This window comes from Nocardia albiluteola, assembly GCF_018860155.1.
Lineage (GTDB): Bacteria > Actinomycetota > Actinomycetes > Mycobacteriales > Mycobacteriaceae > Nocardia > Nocardia albiluteola.
On the sequence record NZ_JAHKNI010000012.1, the window covers coordinates 1 to 15,403 of the forward strand.

General features: G+C 68.3%; 12 protein-coding genes, 1 rRNA gene and 1 pseudogene. 5 read left to right on the forward strand and 9 right to left on the reverse strand.

Annotated features, from left to right (window positions below):
* Positions 1-173 precede the first annotated feature (173 nt).
* From rrf to KO481_RS29930, 3 genes and pseudogenes are all read left to right on the forward strand, one after another.
* Positions 174-290 (forward strand): 5S ribosomal RNA (rrf, locus tag KO481_RS29920).
* A gap of 1,124 nt (positions 291-1,414) precedes the next feature.
* Positions 1,415-2,278: pseudogene (locus KO481_RS29925) on the forward strand (hypothetical protein); the annotation flags it as partial.
* Positions 2,279-2,947: 669 nt separating this feature from the next.
* Positions 2,948-3,616, forward strand: coding sequence for a hypothetical protein (locus tag KO481_RS29930; RefSeq protein ID WP_215921734.1), 669 nt, complete (start codon positions 2,948-2,950; stop codon positions 3,614-3,616).
* A gap of 144 nt (positions 3,617-3,760) precedes the next feature.
* Here KO481_RS29930 and KO481_RS29935 read toward each other — a convergent pair whose 3' ends face one another.
* The gene (locus KO481_RS29935) at positions 3,761-4,582 is read right to left on the reverse strand and encodes an LLM class F420-dependent oxidoreductase (RefSeq protein ID WP_215921735.1); all 822 of its coding nucleotides are present in this window, start codon (positions 4,580-4,582) and stop codon (positions 3,761-3,763) included.
* A gap of 150 nt (positions 4,583-4,732) precedes the next feature.
* Between KO481_RS29935 and KO481_RS29940 the strand changes: the two genes are divergently transcribed.
* The gene (locus KO481_RS29940; RefSeq protein ID WP_215921736.1) at positions 4,733-5,623 is read left to right on the forward strand and encodes an HAD-IIA family hydrolase; all 891 of its coding nucleotides are present in this window, start codon (positions 4,733-4,735) and stop codon (positions 5,621-5,623) included.
* On the opposite strand, the gene KO481_RS29945 is transcribed toward KO481_RS29940, so the two are convergent.
* From KO481_RS29945 to KO481_RS29980, 8 genes are all read right to left on the reverse strand, one after another.
* Entirely contained in the window at positions 5,620-6,072 is a 453-nt protein-coding gene (locus tag KO481_RS29945) for an ESX secretion-associated protein EspG (protein WP_308166834.1), read from the reverse strand. The genes KO481_RS29940 and KO481_RS29945 overlap by 4 nt on opposite strands.
* Before the next feature lie 18 nt (positions 6,073-6,090).
* On the reverse strand, positions 6,091-6,429 hold the full coding sequence (locus tag KO481_RS29950; RefSeq protein WP_215921739.1) for a hypothetical protein: 339 nt from the start codon (positions 6,427-6,429) through the stop codon (positions 6,091-6,093).
* Positions 6,426-8,294 carry a hypothetical protein gene (locus tag KO481_RS29955; protein WP_215921741.1) on the reverse strand — a complete coding sequence of 623 codons (1,869 nt, stop codon included), beginning with the start codon at positions 8,292-8,294 and terminating at the stop codon, positions 6,426-6,428. Before KO481_RS29955 ends, KO481_RS29950 begins: the two co-directional genes overlap by 4 nt.
* 218 nt (positions 8,295-8,512) lie before the next feature.
* Positions 8,513-9,160 carry a YdcF family protein gene (locus KO481_RS29960; protein WP_215921743.1) on the reverse strand — a complete coding sequence of 216 codons (648 nt, stop codon included), beginning with the start codon at positions 9,158-9,160 and terminating at the stop codon, positions 8,513-8,515.
* A gap of 65 nt (positions 9,161-9,225) precedes the next feature.
* The gene (locus KO481_RS29965) at positions 9,226-9,600 is read right to left on the reverse strand and encodes a hypothetical protein (RefSeq protein ID WP_215921744.1); all 375 of its coding nucleotides are present in this window, start codon (positions 9,598-9,600) and stop codon (positions 9,226-9,228) included.
* Positions 9,601-9,633: 33 nt separating this feature from the next.
* The gene (locus KO481_RS29970) at positions 9,634-11,955 is read right to left on the reverse strand and encodes an FdhF/YdeP family oxidoreductase (protein ID WP_215921745.1); all 2,322 of its coding nucleotides are present in this window, start codon (positions 11,953-11,955) and stop codon (positions 9,634-9,636) included.
* Between the two features lie 75 nt (positions 11,956-12,030).
* A complete protein-coding gene (locus KO481_RS29975; protein WP_215921746.1) occupies positions 12,031-12,882 on the reverse strand; it encodes a Rieske (2Fe-2S) protein in 852 nt (283 codons plus the stop codon).
* Between the two features lie 68 nt (positions 12,883-12,950).
* On the reverse strand, positions 12,951-13,673 hold the full coding sequence (locus KO481_RS29980) for a hypothetical protein (protein ID WP_215921747.1): 723 nt from the start codon (positions 13,671-13,673) through the stop codon (positions 12,951-12,953).
* Between the two features lie 465 nt (positions 13,674-14,138).
* Between KO481_RS29980 and KO481_RS43440 the strand changes: the two genes are divergently transcribed.
* Complete coding sequence (locus KO481_RS43440) at positions 14,139-15,383, forward strand: PucR family transcriptional regulator (RefSeq protein ID WP_245401690.1); 1,245 nt, start codon at positions 14,139-14,141, stop codon at positions 15,381-15,383.
* Positions 15,384-15,403 lie beyond the last annotated feature (20 nt).

Here is a 15,403-nt window from a genome sequence, read left to right on the forward strand (position 1 = left end):
AAGGGGTGTAGGTGACTGGTACTAATAGGCCGAGGACTTACCAACAAAGCTGCTACGCGTCCACTGTGCGGTATCTGAAACAACACACAGATACCAGAGAAGAAGACAGATGTGAGTTCCCGGATTTTTTCGGGGATGACAGGTCTGGCTCTCTGTGTCTAGTTTCATAGAGTTACGGCGGCTATAGCGGTGGGGAAACGCCCGGTCCCATTCCGAACCCGGAAGCTAAGGCCACCTGCGCCGATGGTACTGCACTCGCCAGGGTGTGGGAGAGTAGGACACCGCCGGAACATCCTTTGCGAGAAGGGGACCCATTCGTGGGTCCCCTTCTCTGCGTTAACAGGGCTTGACAAGCCTGTGCCTCGTGGACGGCGCATTGTCCACACGTGATTGAATCTGAAGGTAGGCGGGTGCGAGAGCCCGCAGGCCACACGCGGGTGCGTGCGCCGCGGCCGGGTATGAGCCAGGGACAGAGAGAGGGACCACCGTGTCGGAGCACAACGACGGTCGCAAGCCCTTCCGCCGCAGCGGGCCCGGCCAGGGTGCGGGCGGCTTCGGCAAGTCGTCGCACGACCGGTCCGGCGGCGATCGCCCGAACGAGGGCCGGTCGTATCCTCCCCGCGAGGGGCGCGATCGCCCGCGCGGCGACGCGGAGGGCGGTGGGGAACGCCGATCCGGCGGATTCCGGCGCTCCAACCCCGATCGACCGGGCGCTGATCGCGGCAACTCGGACCGCACCGATTCGTATCGTGGGGGCGGCCAGGACCGCCGTGAATCCGGGGACCGCGACGGAGGGTTCCGGCGCGGCGCCAGCGGTGACGATCGCGGTGGTGTCCGGCGCGGCGGCTCCGAACGGGATGATCGCGGCGGTGGTTTCCGGCGCGGACCGGACCGCCCGGGGCAGGGCGACCGAGGTGGGTTCCGGCGTGATGACCGGCGCGATCAGGGTCGGCCGGGCGGTGACGATCGTGGTGGTTTCCGCCGCGATCCGGATCGTACCGGCGGCGATGACCGCGGTGGCTTCGGTCGCGGTGACGACCGGCGCGGAACGGGCGACCGCGGTGCCGGGCGCGATGATTCGAGGCGCTCGGATCGTCCGGGCGGTTTCCGGCGTGACGACAGTCGACGGGACTCGCCCCGTCAAGGTGATCGCCCGAATTATGACCGAGCGCAGGGGCGCGGCGATCGCCGCGGTACCGAGCGTCCCTATGGTGACGACCGCGGGCGTGCGGAGTCCGGTCGCGGTTCCGATCGCCCCTACAGCGGTGACCGGGACCGTCGCGGCCGACCTTACGGCGATCGCGATCGCGGCGACCGTCCTTATGGGGATCGGGATCGTGGCGACCGTCCTCATGGCAACCGGGATCGTGGCGACCGTCCCTATGGCGATCGGGACCGCGGCGACCGCCCCTACGGCGACCGGGATCGTGGCGATCGCGACCGAGGCGATCGCGACCGTGGTTTTCGTCGCGATGACGCCGATCGCCGGTCAGAGGGCAGGGGCCCCGGGGGCGAGGGCCGCGAGGGCTTTGCCCCGGACCGCCGCCGCGGCGGCGAGGGCGCACAATCTGCCGGTGGAACCCGGGGTGGCGATCGCCGGCCGCCGCGTCCCGAGGAGCCGGCGCTTCCGGACGACGTGCAGCCGACCGATTTGGAACCGAGCGTACGGCGCGACCTGCTCAGCCTGGACAAGGGCAACGCCGAAACCGTTGCACGCCATCTGGTGATGGCGGCGCGTCTGCTGGACGAGGATCCCGAGCTGGCGCTCGAGCACGCCCGCGCGGCGCGGCAGCGGGCCGGCCGGATCGCGGTGGTTCGCGAGACCGCGGGCGTCATCGCTTATCACGCGGGGGAGTGGGCGGAGGCGCTCTCGGAGTTGCGTACCGCGCGCCGGATGTCCGGCGGGCACGGCCTGCTCGCGGTGATGGCCGACTGCGAACGCGGCCTCGGCCGGCCCGAGCGCGCGATCGAACTGGGCCGTAGCGACGAGGCACGCCAGCTCAGTGGCGACGAGGCCACCGAGCTGCGCATCGTCGTCGCGGGCGCTCGGATGGATCTGGGCCAATACGATCAGGCGGTCGTGACCCTGCAGACTCCGGAGCTGGATCCGGCGCGAGTCGGCCCCGCCTCCGCGCGCCTGTTCTACGCCTATGCGGAGGCACTGCTGGCCGCCGACCGCGCCGACGAGGCCCTGACGTGGTTCCTCAACGCGGCCGCGGCCGACGTCGACGGCGACACCGACGCCGAGGAGCGCGCCGACGAGCTGGCCGCCGGAGAATACAGCGATGACCTCGACGAGGGCGAGATCGTCCCGGGTGGTGTAGGCCGAGACGACGAGCCGATCCCCGGTGGCGTCGGCCGCGAGGAAACCGACGCTGACGCCGCCTCGGAGACCACTGCCGAGCCGCACGAGTCCGAGGGCGAGTAGCACCACGGGCAGCTGGCCGACATCCCGACTGGCCGATTGCCTCGAGGGCGGGTAGCGCTGAGGGCTGTTGGCTGAATGGCTCGAGGGTGGCTAGTGCTGAGGGGCTGTTCGCGGATTGCCCCGAGGGCGAGTAGCGCCGGGGGCTGTTGGCCCGATGTCTCTGGGGCGAGTACCACCAGGGGCTGCTGGCCGATATCCCGACTGGCTGATGGCTCGATGGCGAGTAGGCGCTCGGGCTGTTGCCCGACTGTCTCGACGGCGCCACAACCAGGACCTGTACGGCCATATTCGCTGCCGCGCAAGACGGCCCTGGCCCGGCACGGCCTGAGAGTGCCGATCGAAACCCGGTGACGATCTGTGCCCGCGCGAGGTTGAAGACCACCGGCTGCATACCGTCGAACAGCGGGAGTGATCGAGGTGCTGGAGGCGATTGCCGATCGCCCGCCCCGGGCCGGTAGCACCGGGGCTGAGGGAAGCGCATCGAGGTGTTCTGTCGGGGTGTCTCGCTACTCTGACCGCATGGTCAGTCCGGAGTCGGCGGTGCGCCGTGTGGAGCGAGAGATAGGGAAGCTGCTGCGGCAGTATGGATTCGGTGGCTCCGGGAATTCCTGGGTGCGGGTCGAGTCGTCGGGTGTCGCCTCGGTCGGCCGTAGCCGGGCGATCAGCACCTGGAGTGGCGGTCAGCAGTCGGTCGGGTTCGGCTTGGCGTTGAGCGTCACACCGATCGAGTGGTGGGAGTTCTCGAACTGGCGGGATGCCGGATTCGGTAGGCCACCGACCCCGCTCGAGCGGGCCGAGGGCCCGCGGCTGGTGGATCATCAAGGCCTGCCGGATCAGGTCATGAGGCCGTGGTCCATTGGGGTGGATCCGGCGCTGCAGCCGGAGCGGCATGCGTTGCAGGCCGATATCGATGTTGTCCGCGCCGAGCTGCCCTCGCGGGTGCACGCCTACGCGCGCCGCGCGCTACGACTGCTGCAGCCAGGTCGGTATCTGGAAGAGCTGCTGGCCCAGCCGGGAGAAAGCCCGGGCCGGTGGGAGACGATCGCCGTGCTGCTGTCGGCTGAAGGACCTGGCCCGCAGCTGGACGATGCGTGCGATCGGGCCCAGGCGTCCGCCGCAGCGTGTGGCAATCCCGAATACGGGGACTTGATCGTCACCTACTGCCGGCTCCGTGCGGTCGGCGGATAGGAAGCGCCCTACTACGTGCCGACTAGTGCGGATCGGCAGCATCGCGCCGCCTTGGCGCCCGGCAGGCTGCCCGGTGCGGGCCACTGCTGAGAGGTGGTGTGAGAACCTGCCGGGCGAGGAGAAGTTGCGAGCCGGGCGGGCGGATCAGGCCGCGTACTTCTCGACGAAGGTCGCCAGTGTGTCCAATTCCCGGAGGCTTTCGGCCTCGGGGATCGTGTCCAGGGTGAGGGTTACGCGTTCCACGCCCGCCTCGGCGTAGGCGTCCAGAACCGCGGGGTTCGGCGCGCCGCCGATGATGGCGACGGGGAGCCCGGAATCGCGGAATCCGGCGAGCTGGTCCGCGATCGCGGACGGATCGCCCATGCTCAGGGGGATCCAGCCGATCCCGTGCTTGATCGCGCGCTCGGCCGCGGCCGGGCCGCCGCCGAGGAAGATCGGCGGATGTGGCCGCTGGACCGGCTTGGGCCAGGCGAAGATCGGATCGAAATCGATGAATCTGCCGTGGAATTCTGCCTCGTCCTCGGTCCAGATCGTGCGCAGGGCCGTCAGCTGCTCGTCGACCAGTGCGCCGCGGGTGCGGGGATCGGTGCCGTGATTCTCCATCTCCTCGCGGTTCCAGCCGACGCCGACGCCGAAGACGACGCGGCCGCCGGACAGCTGATCCAGAGTGGCGACCTCGTTGGCGGTGTGGATCACGTCGCGCTGGATCAGCAGGGTGACGCCCGTCCCGAGGATCAGCCGGTCGGTGACCGACGCGATCGCGGCGAGGGCGACGAACGGGTCATACGCGCGGTAGTACATGCGGGGGAGGTCGCCGCCACCGGGGTACGGCGTGCGGCGGCTCGTGGGAATGTGCGAATGCTCGGCGACGAACAGCGATTCGAATCCGCGTTCCTCGAGCGCGCGGCCCAGTACGGGTGCGGAAATTCCCTCGTCGGTCAGAAAGGTGTTTATGCCAATCTTCATATGATCCGGAACCCGGCGCCGACTTCGAATATTCCACGGCCCAGCGGCCGCGAACGGCGGTTACAGGTGTCGGGCCTCGGCTCCGCACCCAGTAGGCTCGGCCTGTCCGGGCGGCATCGCCCGGTGGAGGCAGAAGGTGGTGCGGGTGCTGTGACGAGGCTACGGGATCGGTTCGAGGCATTGCTGCTGGATCTGGACGGCACCCTGTACCGCGGAAATGCGGTGATTTCCGGTGCGCCCCAGGCCTTGTCGGCGGGCGAGGGTGCGCAGGCGCTGCGATATGTGACCAACAATGCGAGCCGGTCGGCGGCCGCGGTGGCCGCGCACCTGGCCGACATGGGGTTCGCCGCGGCCGAGGACGAGGTGGTGACCAGTGCGCAGGCCGCGGCCCATGTCCTCGCTGATCGGCTGACCCCGGGGGCGACGGTGCTGGTCGTCGGCACCGATGATCTGGCCGCGGAGATCGAGCGGGCCGGGCTGGTTCCGGTACGCCGCTGGGAAACGGCCGTGCCCGCCGCGGTGGTGCAGGGCCATTCGCCGCAGACCGCCTGGCCGGATCTGGCCGAGGCCGCCTACGCGATCCGCGCCGGTGCGCTGTGGGTCGCCGCCAACACCGACGCGACGTTGCCCACCGAGCGTGGGCTGGCCCCCGGCAACGGGTCGATGGTCGCCGCTGTGCGCGCTGCCACCGATATCGAGCCGATCGTCGCTGGTAAGCCATACGCGCCGCTGCTCGAGGATGCGCTGACCCGGGCGGGGACCCGCTCGGCTCTGGTCGTCGGCGACCGCCTCGACACCGATATCGACGGCGCCTGCTGCGTCGGGCTGGAATCGCTGCTGGTGCTGACCGGTGTCAGCACCCTGGCCGACCTGGCCAAGCAGCCCGAGGACCGGCTGCCGGACTATGTGTCCGACAGTCTCGATGCTTTGAATCATCCTGTGGTGCAGGAGGATCCGGCGCGGTTGAGCGACGGTGACGTCGCCGATCAGGTGGCCGAGCGGCTTCGCCGCCATCCGGGACGCGCCATCGCGATCGTCTAGCCCCGCCGGCCGCGTTCGTCCCTGATCGCGTGGATCACCACGGCGATCTCGACGTTGATCAGGTCCTTGACGCGGGTGGCGTCCGCGGCGGTGGCGATCGGGGGGTGTCGCCCGTCGATGATGTAGCGGCCGTCGTCGTCGAGGTCCCGCCACTCCAGCCGACGGCGCGTGATGCCCTGCGGACCGAAAGCCGATGCGCCCTGCTCGATTTCGATGATCCCCGTCGAATGTGCCGGCGCGGCGAGGAATTCCTGCGCGCGGCGGGTGGGGGAGTCCTCCAGCTGATTGAAGTCGATCCGAGAGCGTCCGTAGGAGTAGTCCATATCGGGTTCTGTCGCGTGATCCGGTGTGGGCGTAGGGAGTTCGAGGTTACCGCGGCCGCCCCTCGGACATTCGGGCAGTTCGGCGGCGACGACATCGGCCAGTCGCACCGCCTCACACGGTGTGATAGTGAAACCGCCACTGTGTCAGAGTGTTTCGCCCGGCATCTGGCTGATGAGATACCCGTTGTCGCCGCGCCGCACGCCCAGCAGCCGCAGCCAGTTCTCGGGGTCGTCCGCCGGGGCGTTCACGCAGCCGTATGCGGCGATGCGCAGGTCCGGCTGGTTGATCGTCTCGAATATCACGCCCATCGCCGAGCTGTGCGTGGACCGTATCCGGTCGCGTGCCGACCGGAGTTCGCGCCGATGGTCGTGCTCGAACATCGTCCTGCTGGTGTAGACCAGCGGAACGGGCAGCGTGTCGTCGTTGGACTCGCGCCACAGCGCGACGAATTCCTGATCGGTCAGAGTCCAGTGAGCGCTCATTCTTTGATCACCGGCACCGATCCGATGACGGGCTGGCCGAGAGCCTCGGCGAGATGCTTCGTCGACTCGAGATACACCGCCGACTTGCGTTCCTTCTCCCTGTCCTGGTTGCCGCGCGCGCCCGCCGCACCGGGCGATCCCACACCGGAGTTCTGCGCCAGACCGGCGCGAGCAAGTGAACTCTCCTCCGCGGCAGCCTCTTCCGCGGCGGCAGCGCCGGCTCGGGGAAACAGCCTGGATGCCTGGAGAGCGTCCGATTCGAGCTGGGCCGCCTTGCCCAGGGCTCCTGCGGTTCCGCCCAGGCTGCCAGCCCCGCCCATCCCGGCGAGTCCGGGCAGTCCCGAGGCGAGAGCGGCGTCGGCGGCCGCAGCCTTGGCGGCATCCTCGGCGGTATTCTGCTGGGCCTGCTGCTGCGCACTACCGAGCGCCTGCTGCCCTGCACCGGCCGCCTGCTGGAGTGCCTGTGCGGCCTGTTGCAGGCCGTCCTGTCCGGAATTCTGCCCTGGTGGTGGCACATTCGGATGCGGGGCTCTGTCCTGCAACGAGCGCTTCGAGGCTCCGGGGCCGTTCGGTGATTTGGTGCCCGGTGTGGGGGTATTCGCCCCCGGCGTCGCCGGAGCCGGAGTGGGGTTGGCCGGCGGGGGCGGTGGAGGAGGTGGAGGAGGTGGGTTGTGTGCGGGGTTGGCGAGTCCCTTCGGTGGGGCCAGCCGTGGCATGGCGTTCGCGGCGTCGACGAAGCCTGGGTTGTAGATCGCACCCATCGCCCAGCGCGCGCCGTTCAGGATCTTCAGGTCCCGCTGGTACGTCGCCGAGTCGCTGGGTTTCGCCATGTCGTAGGGGGGCATCCAATAGTGGGTGTTCTGGAGCGTTACTTTCACGTTGTTCCGCAGATTGTCGGCGACGTTTCCCATATCCGCGACGAGCTGCTGTGACTCGGTACGATACTGGTTCATCGCCGCGGTCACCGTCTGCTTCGTTTTCCCTTGCCAGCCGTCGCTCATCATGCCGAGTATCTTGGCTGTGGTATAGCCCGTGATGACGTTCAGCTCATTGGCGGCCCAGTGCCAAGCGCGTGCGGTATTCTCGATGGGGGCGGTGCAGGACGGAATCTGCTCCCCGAGTTTCTGCAAGATCTCCCAGTCGTAACTGTCGGCGGCCTCGTCGGGGTGCACGCCACGGCCGTCTCGATGATCCGGCCGAATTGTCGGATCCTGGTCCCAGGGGAGTTCGAGTTTGGTTTCATCGGGCCTTATTCCCTTGTCGCCGATGCCGTCGGTATTGCCCCAGGGGTTCGCGGTTGCACCCATTTTGTTGTCGTACGAATTGGGAATGTAGTGAATATTCCTCGACTTTCCGTCTACTTTCTCTCGAGATTGGGTATAGCCGGGGTCGAAATTAGGGTCCCTATAATTCCACTGTGTGCCGTCACCGCTTCCAACCGGGGATGGCGGATGCTCGGCGTAATGAGTGCCATTTCCGTTGGTGGGTATCCGGAAGTTGTTCCATTGCTGAGATGGCGAATTATCGTAAGGGCCGATCTGCAGTGCACTGTCGCGGTCGGCGGCGCTCATGACCTGATGGGTGTTCTTGAAAGCGTTCGCCAGCTGGGTCAGTACCTCGATATGCTTCCGAAGCGAGTCGTTCGCCGTATGTCCGGCAGTGTCGAAGTCATTGGCCAGATACCACCCCGACGGCAGCGGTCCGAATTTCTGAAGCGGCGGTACGTGGTAAAAATGTTCGATGATTCCGTAGACACGCCCGATCGCGTCGGCACAGAGTTGCGCGCAGGCGACCGCATCATCGAGGTTCATCGTGACCTTCCGCGACACGGACGGATCTCCGAACCAGGGCTCATGCTTATTCATTGCAATCACTCCCCGCAGTGGGACACAGTCTGTGTGCCGCGCCCCTGCACCGGTCGACGCCGGGGGCTCGGCACTGTGATCTCATGCTCGCGCGGCGGCCGCGACGAGCGACAGACCTAGATTGCACTGCCCACGATCATGGCGACCCTTGAAATCGGGGCCAACTCTCTTGTCGCGCAACGAGTGCAGGGCCGGGCCCGGCGAAGACCGGTGCGGCGCTACCGGCCCAGGATCCGCACCACCGTGTGGCCCACCCTCCGCCGCACGATCGCGCTGGTTTCGTATGCGGCCGTAGGCAGTTTCAACCACCACGCATCGAGAAAGCGATAGTCGTCGGCCGGGGACAACCGCGCAGCCAGGTCGGGGCGCTGCAGGTAGAGGTAGCGGCGGGCGCGGGCGGCGTGCATGGGGGAGGACACGATCGATATACGGTCCGCGTGTTCGATCATCGGGATCGTGAATTCGATGTTCTGCCAGGTGCTTTCGGCCTCGGTTTCGGTTCGGATGGCCGCGGCGGGTATGCCGAGTACATCCCGCGCGTAAGCGGCCATCACCTCGGCCTCGGCCCATTGGTTACTCACCGGGCCGCCGGTGAAGATCACCGATGTGCCGGGGGACATCGACCGTTCCGCGATCCGGCAGCGCCACGTCTGCAAGGGATGCGGACTGCCGTCGGCCTTGGCCGGATACCCCAGCACGACAACGGCATGCGTGCCGCCGGGGGGCAACGGGTCGGGGATCGGGCACGGAAACCGCCGCGACGCCCGCCAATGCAGCCATTCGGACGCGCCGATCAGGACCGACACCGAGACCACCGCCGTGACCGCCGCACGCCAGAGGTTTGCACCACCTGTCTGGGTTCGCACCTGGCCCATTGTGCCAAGGATCGGTCGGCCCTCCGAGGATTCGCGGTCGGGCCGGTGGTGCGCGCTCAGTGGGTGAGTTGGGGATTGTCCGGCCGGACCCGGCATTGGAACATCGTCTGCGCGGAGTTGTCCGGATCCATCATGGCCGCTTCGATATCGAGATGCGTGGCCGCGCGGATCACCGTGCCGGTGCCGCAGCCGAGCCAGGTGACGGTGACGCCCTCGGGGGTGCGGTGCTGCGGGACGATCGTGCCCTCGGACGCCCGGTCGGGCGGGGTCACGTGGTAGGTGCGGAGATCGGCGGAGGTGTTGTCGACGCCCGTCACCTCGAAGGCGAAGATCGCGACGCGTTCGCCGTCGGCGGGATGCCCGGACGCCCAAGGGTTGTCGTCGATTCCTCGTGGGTTTCCGATCGTTTTCGCGGTAATGGTTTCGTTCATGTCGCTCCTCGAGCGGGAAAGTGGGCGGCGGTGTCAGTGGGAGCGCTCGATGGTGACTTTCAGGTTCTTCATGATCGGCTGGTCGCTCTGGGTGCTGTAATCGCCGATCGCGCAGAGCACATTGAGTTCGGGCATGTACCCGGCGGCGCAGCCGCGCGGGATGTCGTAGGGAATTGCCTTGTAGCGCTGCACCGATCGGCGGCTGCCGTCGCGGGCGATGCTGGTGATGTCGACCTCGTCGAACAGCTCCAAGCCGCGCTCGCGCATGTCGTGCTCGTTCATGAACACCAGGGTGCGAAGGTTTTTCACGCCGCGGTAGCGGTCGTTGTCGGAATAGATGGTGGTGTTCCACTGGTCGTGGGAGCGCATGGTGGCCAGGGTCAGCGTGCCCGGTGCGGTGGTGAGATCCGGCAGGTCGGCGTCGGAGAATTCGGCCCTGCCGGACGGGGTGAGGAAGATCAGTTCGCGGGCGGGCTGTTTGATCCGGAAGCCGAGCGGCAGGCGCACGCGGCGGTTGAAATCCTCGAAGCCGTCGAGGACTTCGGCCATGGTGTCGCGGATCCGATCGTAGTCCTCGACGTAATGGTCCCAGGGTGTATTGCTTTGCGGCAGAGCGGCTTTGGCAATACCGGCGACGATGGACGGCTCGGACCGAAGGTGGTGTGAGGCAGGGGATTTCATGCCCTTGGACAGGTGCACCATCGCCATCGAATCCTCGACCGAGGTTTGCTGCAGGCCGCCGCGCTGCTCGTCGCGCTCGGTGCGGCCCAGGCAGGGCAGGATCAGCGCGCGGGCGCCGTGCACCAGGTGGCTGCGGTTGAGTTTGGTGCTGACCTGGACGGTCAGTTCGCACCGCCGCAGTGCGTCGAAGGTGTAGGCGGTGTCGGGGGCCGCGAGGGCAAAGTTGCCGCCCATGCCGACGAAGATCCGCACGTCGCCGGCGTGCATGGCCTCGATGGTGGCCACGGTGTCGAGCCCGTGCGCGCGGGGCGGATCGATCCCGCACACCGCGGCGAGCCGGTCCAGGAAGGCCGCGGTCGGGCGGTGGTCGATGCCGCAGGTGCGGTTGCCCTGGACGTTGCTGTGCCCGCGCACTGGGGACGGCCCGGCGCCCTCGCGGCCCAGATTGCCGCGCAACAGCAGCAGATTCACGATCTCGCGGACGGTGTCGACGCCGTGCTCGTGCTGGGTGATGCCCAGGCACCAGCTGATGATCGATCGGTCGGCGTCGCAGTAGATGCGCGCCGCCTTGCGCAGCTGTGCCTCGCTCAGCGCGGACTGCTGCTCGATCTGCGCCCACGGCGTGGCCTCGACCTTCGCGCGGTAGGCCTCGAAGCCGGTGGTGTAGCGCTCGATGAACGCGTGGTCCAGCGCCTTGGGGTCGGTGCTGGACTCCTCGAGCACGGCCTTGGCGATGCCGCGCAGGACCGCGAGGTCGCCGCCGATGCGGGTCTGCAGGTTCAGAGTGCCGACTGGCGTGGATCGGAAGGTCGCCATCCGGGCGAATTCGTGCGGGATGATGGTGCGGCGCGAACCCGCCTCGATCAGCGGGTTGATGTGCACTATCTGCGCGCCCCGCCGGTCGGCCTCGGCCAATGCGGTCAGCATGCGCGGGGCGTTGGAGGCGGCGTTGACGCCCATGATGAACAGCGCGTCCGTGCTCTCCCAATCCTCGAGGTCGCACGTGCCCTTGCCGCTGCCGATCGCGGCCTGCAGCGCGCGGCCGCTGGCCTCGTGACACATGTTGGAGCAGTCGGGCAGATTGTTGGTGCCCAGTTCGCGGGCGAGCAGCTGGTACAGAAAGGTGGCCTCGTTGCCGAGCCGGCCCGAGGTGTAGAACGCCGCCCGGTTCGGGTCGTCGAGCTCGCGCAGCGCCCGCCCGACGAGCTCGAATGCCGTGGACCAGCTGATCGGCACGTAGGTGTCGGTGTCCGGGTCGTAGGTCATCGGCTCGGTGAGCCGGCCCTGGTCCTCGAGATCATGATCGCTCCAGCCCGACAGCTCGGTGACGGTGTGCGCGGCGAAGAACTCGGCGCCGACGCGCTTGTGGGTCATCTCCCAGGTGACGTGCTTGATCCCGTTCTCGCAGATGTCCAGATGGATGCCCTTGATCGAGTCGGGCCAGGCGCACCCGGGGCAGTCGAACCCGTCGTTCTCGTGATTCATCTTCACGATGGCCAGTGGACCGAGGATCGGCTCTTTCTCCTGGCGGATCATGAACTCGGTGACCGACTTGGCCGCGCCCCACCCGGCCGCGGGATGGTCGTACGGGTGGAAACTCGGCACCGCCCGCCCATCCTTCGCGCCGCCGGGCCCGGCATCCGCACCCGACCGGTTGGTGAAATCGATGGCCATCACAGTTCCTTTCGACGAAGTGCGAGGACAGGAAGTGCTTGCAGCGGTGGAAACATGATCAGCATGGTCGCCGCGCTAGCGGGCGCTGCCCGAGCGAACGAGCACCCGTCCCGCGTCCACCCGCACCGCCCACCGTGGCTGCGCTTCGGCGGCGGGACCGCGCACGGCGTGGCCGTCGGCGAGCCGGAAGACGCTCCCGTGCCACGGGCAGGCAATGCAGTCGTCGCCGACCAGCTTGCCCTGGTCGAGCGGGCCGCCCGCGTGCACGCAGGTCGCCGACAATCCGTGGATGTCCGGGCCGCGTCGCACGAGCATGACCGGGATGCCGGCGGCGCTCACCCGCAGCGGATCACCTTCTCGGACATCGGATTCCGCGGCGACGTCGGTCCATTCGGATACCGTCGGCTCGAACGCGGTGTGGTCGACGCCGACTCCGCGGACGAGGGTGAGGTGCCCGCCTAGATAGGCCGCGCCGAGCGTGAACCCCACCCCGAGCGCGCTGAGCGCGATCCCGCGCCCGCGCCGCCCGCGCCGCCGCGCGATCCACGACATCGCCTGGCAGGTGGTGCCGGCCGCGTTGGCGAGGCCGTGCACGAGCCCGAGCCGCTGCTCTGGGCCGTAGCCGAGCGACCAGTCGTTGGCCCCCGTCATCGCCGTGGGCACCGCGGCGAGAATGCCGATGCCGACCAGTCTGCGGGCCTCGCGCGCGCCGGCCGGACCGGCGGAGGCATCGAGCAGGCATGCCATCGACCAGGCGCCGATCGGCACATCGGTTAACACCGGGTGCAACTTGTGTCCGAGCCAGGTGCCCGCCAGCGCACTCTGCGCCGCGTCGGAGCGCACGGCCTTGCGCACCGCCGCCGCGATCGGGCCGCCGACCCGGTCCAGCACGTCGAGTCCCTCGATGGAGGTGATCAGATTCGGCATCGTCGATTCCTTTCTCGTACCGGCCGATCGGGTGCTCGGATCGTGCGCCGCGGCGCGGGAGGTCGGTGTCAGAGAACGACGACGCGATCCTCACTCACCCGGCCGCCGAGCAGTATTCGTCCTTGCGCGTCCATGCTGGTGACGACGTGGATACCGGCCGTGTCCACGAGGGTCGTCCCGTGCCCGAGCCGTGCGGTCAGCGCGGTCGAGGCGGCCGCGATCAAATCCGATTCCGGTGTCATTCGCTTGATTTCCAGGAGCGTGTCCGACTTTTCGGAGCAGTACGCCCATACGCACTCGGTCCGCTCCGGTAGCTCGTCCGCGGTCACCTTCTCGATCAGCTCGACGTCGTCGATCCGATGGAGTACGGGGTCGCGGCCCGCGGCGGGATCCGTGCTCACCCAGCCGAAGTGCGCGGACTGTGCGACGGTGAATTCCGTGCCCGCGACCAGGACCGCGGTGACCGGGGTGTGCGACGTCGTGAGCCACCATCCCAGGGCCAGGCAACCGGCGGAGCTGCGGTCGAGCGGTCCGTCGGCGGCGAACAACTCCGCCGTTGCCGAACCGTCCAGTGGATCGTCGAAGATCACCAGGCAGTCGACCCCGCAGCGTGCGACCAGGGCCGTGGGATCGGTCTGCGTCACGTCGCGGCGGCGGATCAGGCCGATCGGGATGCCGCCCTGCCCGTCTTCCCCGGCGAACACCCGCAGGATCTCGATTTGCGCGCTGTCCCGTTCCGGAGCCTGTTCGGCGGCGGGTTCGGTGTGTTCGTGTCGGTGCCAATGCATCATGGGTGCGATGGCCTTTCCACAATTGTCCTGCGGTGGCCGGCTGATACGCGCCGGCGGACTGTGTGGCTGGGGCGGCATGTGAATCGCAGGGCCCAGCGGGGTGCGGATCGGGTGATACGGGTCGAGCATGCCATTGATCGGCGTCGCGTGCCGCGCCCTTGATCATAGGAGAACCCGAAGGGTGAGAGGTAGGTCCGATCGTGGCCCGTCGCCGGCCGGGTACAGGTGGCGCGGCGAATTCGGTGCTCACCACGGCGAATATCGCCCGATCGGTCGCGCCTATCAGGTGGTAGCCGACAGGTCTTGGACAGCGGCGCGGTATCGCCGAATACTGGTATCGAAGAATCCGAAGCCGGTACCCCGGCGTCGGCAGTGGCGCCGGCGTAATTCCGCACAGCGCGTACAGGGGGCCGGGTCACGACCCATTCGAAGCAGAGTCGATATTCGCGGTGCCAGGCGATGGCAATGGACGGAGAAAGCGGGTTGACTCTCGAGGAATATTCCGGCCACGATGCGCGGACCGCGCCGAATCCGATGGCGGCGGCCGACGGTGTGGTGCACGAGGTTATCGAGGAGATCGGCTGCTATCCGGTTGCCGGGACCGTCTTGCCGGGCGAGCTGCGTGCCTCGGTGGAACACAGCCTGCAGCTGGCGGTCGCGGCGATCGACGATCGGCTGGGGCGCGGGATCGACCTCGAGGACGCGCGGCGGACCGCGGCGCGCTGTGCCCGGGAGGGGGCTCCGCTGCCCGAGGTCCTGAAGGTGTACCGGGCCGCGTTCGTGGCGCTGTGGCGAGCCATTCTGGACCGTGAACGTTCGCGTTCGGTGCAGACCTGCGAGAAGCTGCTGGCCGCCGCGACGACGATCCTGCAGTTCGCCGATCGTCACGCCGACGCCATGACCGAGGCGTACCGGGAGGCCGGCGCCGGGGTCCGCGTCTCCCCGCAGCGGCGCCGCTCCGCGCTGCTCGAGGCGCTGCTGACCGGTCACCCCACGCCCGAGGCGGGGCCGTGGGAGGCCGCGGCGTTGCTGGGGTTTCCCCGCGGGGCACACCACGTCGTCGTGGTCGCGGACACCCCGCGCGTGGCCGAGGAGAGCCTGCCCGACGTGGAGGAGAAGCTCGCGGCCGCGGGGATCGTCTCGGCCTGGCGGCTGACGCCGGCGCAGCAACTGGGGTTGGTCGCGCTGCGGGACGATGCGGTCGACACCGTCGTGCGGGTCGTGACGTCGACGACGGGAGCCCGGGCCGGGATCAGCCCGCTGTTCGACAACCTGTCCGAGACGCCGCGCGCGTTACTGCTGGCACAGGCGGCGCTGCAGACGATCCCGGCGAGGGAACCGGGGGTGCACGTCTTCAGTTCAAGTCCCCTGGCGGCGTTGGTGGTCTGCGCGCCGGGGGAGGGCCTGCGCCTGGCGAGCCGGGTGCTCGGCCCGGTCCTGGCGCTGCCCGCCGAGGATCGCGCGATGCTGATCGAGACGCTGTGGGTCTACCTGAGCAACCTGGGGTCCGCGGAGAACGCTGCCCAGTTGCTGTACTGCCACGCCAACACCGTGCGGTACCGGCTGCGGCGGTTGCAGGATCTGACCGGCCGGCACCTCTCGGACCCGTGCGACGCGGCTGAACTCATGGCCGCGATGTACGCGTTGCGGCTCAACAACTCCGATCCGAATACGGATATCGCATTATCCCGCCGCGTCGAAACACTGTGACCCGCGCGCTATTTGTCCGC

What these genes read in the sequence shown, in the direction of transcription:
- KO481_RS29930 (WP_215921734.1), top strand. Translation starts at nt 2,948, where the DNA reads ATGGTCAGTCCGGAGTCGGCGGTGCGCCGTGTGGAGCGAGAGATAGGG.
- KO481_RS29935 (WP_215921735.1), bottom strand. Translation starts at nt 4,582, where the DNA reads ATGAAGATTGGCATAAACACCTTTCTGACCGACGAGGGAATTTCCGCA.
- KO481_RS29950 (WP_215921739.1), bottom strand. Translation starts at nt 6,429, where the DNA reads ATGAGCGCTCACTGGACTCTGACCGATCAGGAATTCGTCGCGCTGTGG.
- KO481_RS29955 (WP_215921741.1), bottom strand. Translation starts at nt 8,294, where the DNA reads ATGAATAAGCATGAGCCCTGGTTCGGAGATCCGTCCGTGTCGCGGAAG.
- KO481_RS29965 (WP_215921744.1), bottom strand. Translation starts at nt 9,600, where the DNA reads ATGAACGAAACCATTACCGCGAAAACGATCGGAAACCCACGAGGAATC.
- KO481_RS29970 (WP_215921745.1), bottom strand. Translation starts at nt 11,955, where the DNA reads ATGGCCATCGATTTCACCAACCGGTCGGGTGCGGATGCCGGGCCCGGC.
- KO481_RS29975 (WP_215921746.1), bottom strand. Translation starts at nt 12,882, where the DNA reads ATGCCGAATCTGATCACCTCCATCGAGGGACTCGACGTGCTGGACCGG.
- KO481_RS29980 (WP_215921747.1), bottom strand. Translation starts at nt 13,673, where the DNA reads ATGATGCATTGGCACCGACACGAACACACCGAACCCGCCGCCGAACAG.
- KO481_RS43440 (WP_245401690.1), top strand. Translation starts at nt 14,139, where the DNA reads ATGGACGGAGAAAGCGGGTTGACTCTCGAGGAATATTCCGGCCACGAT.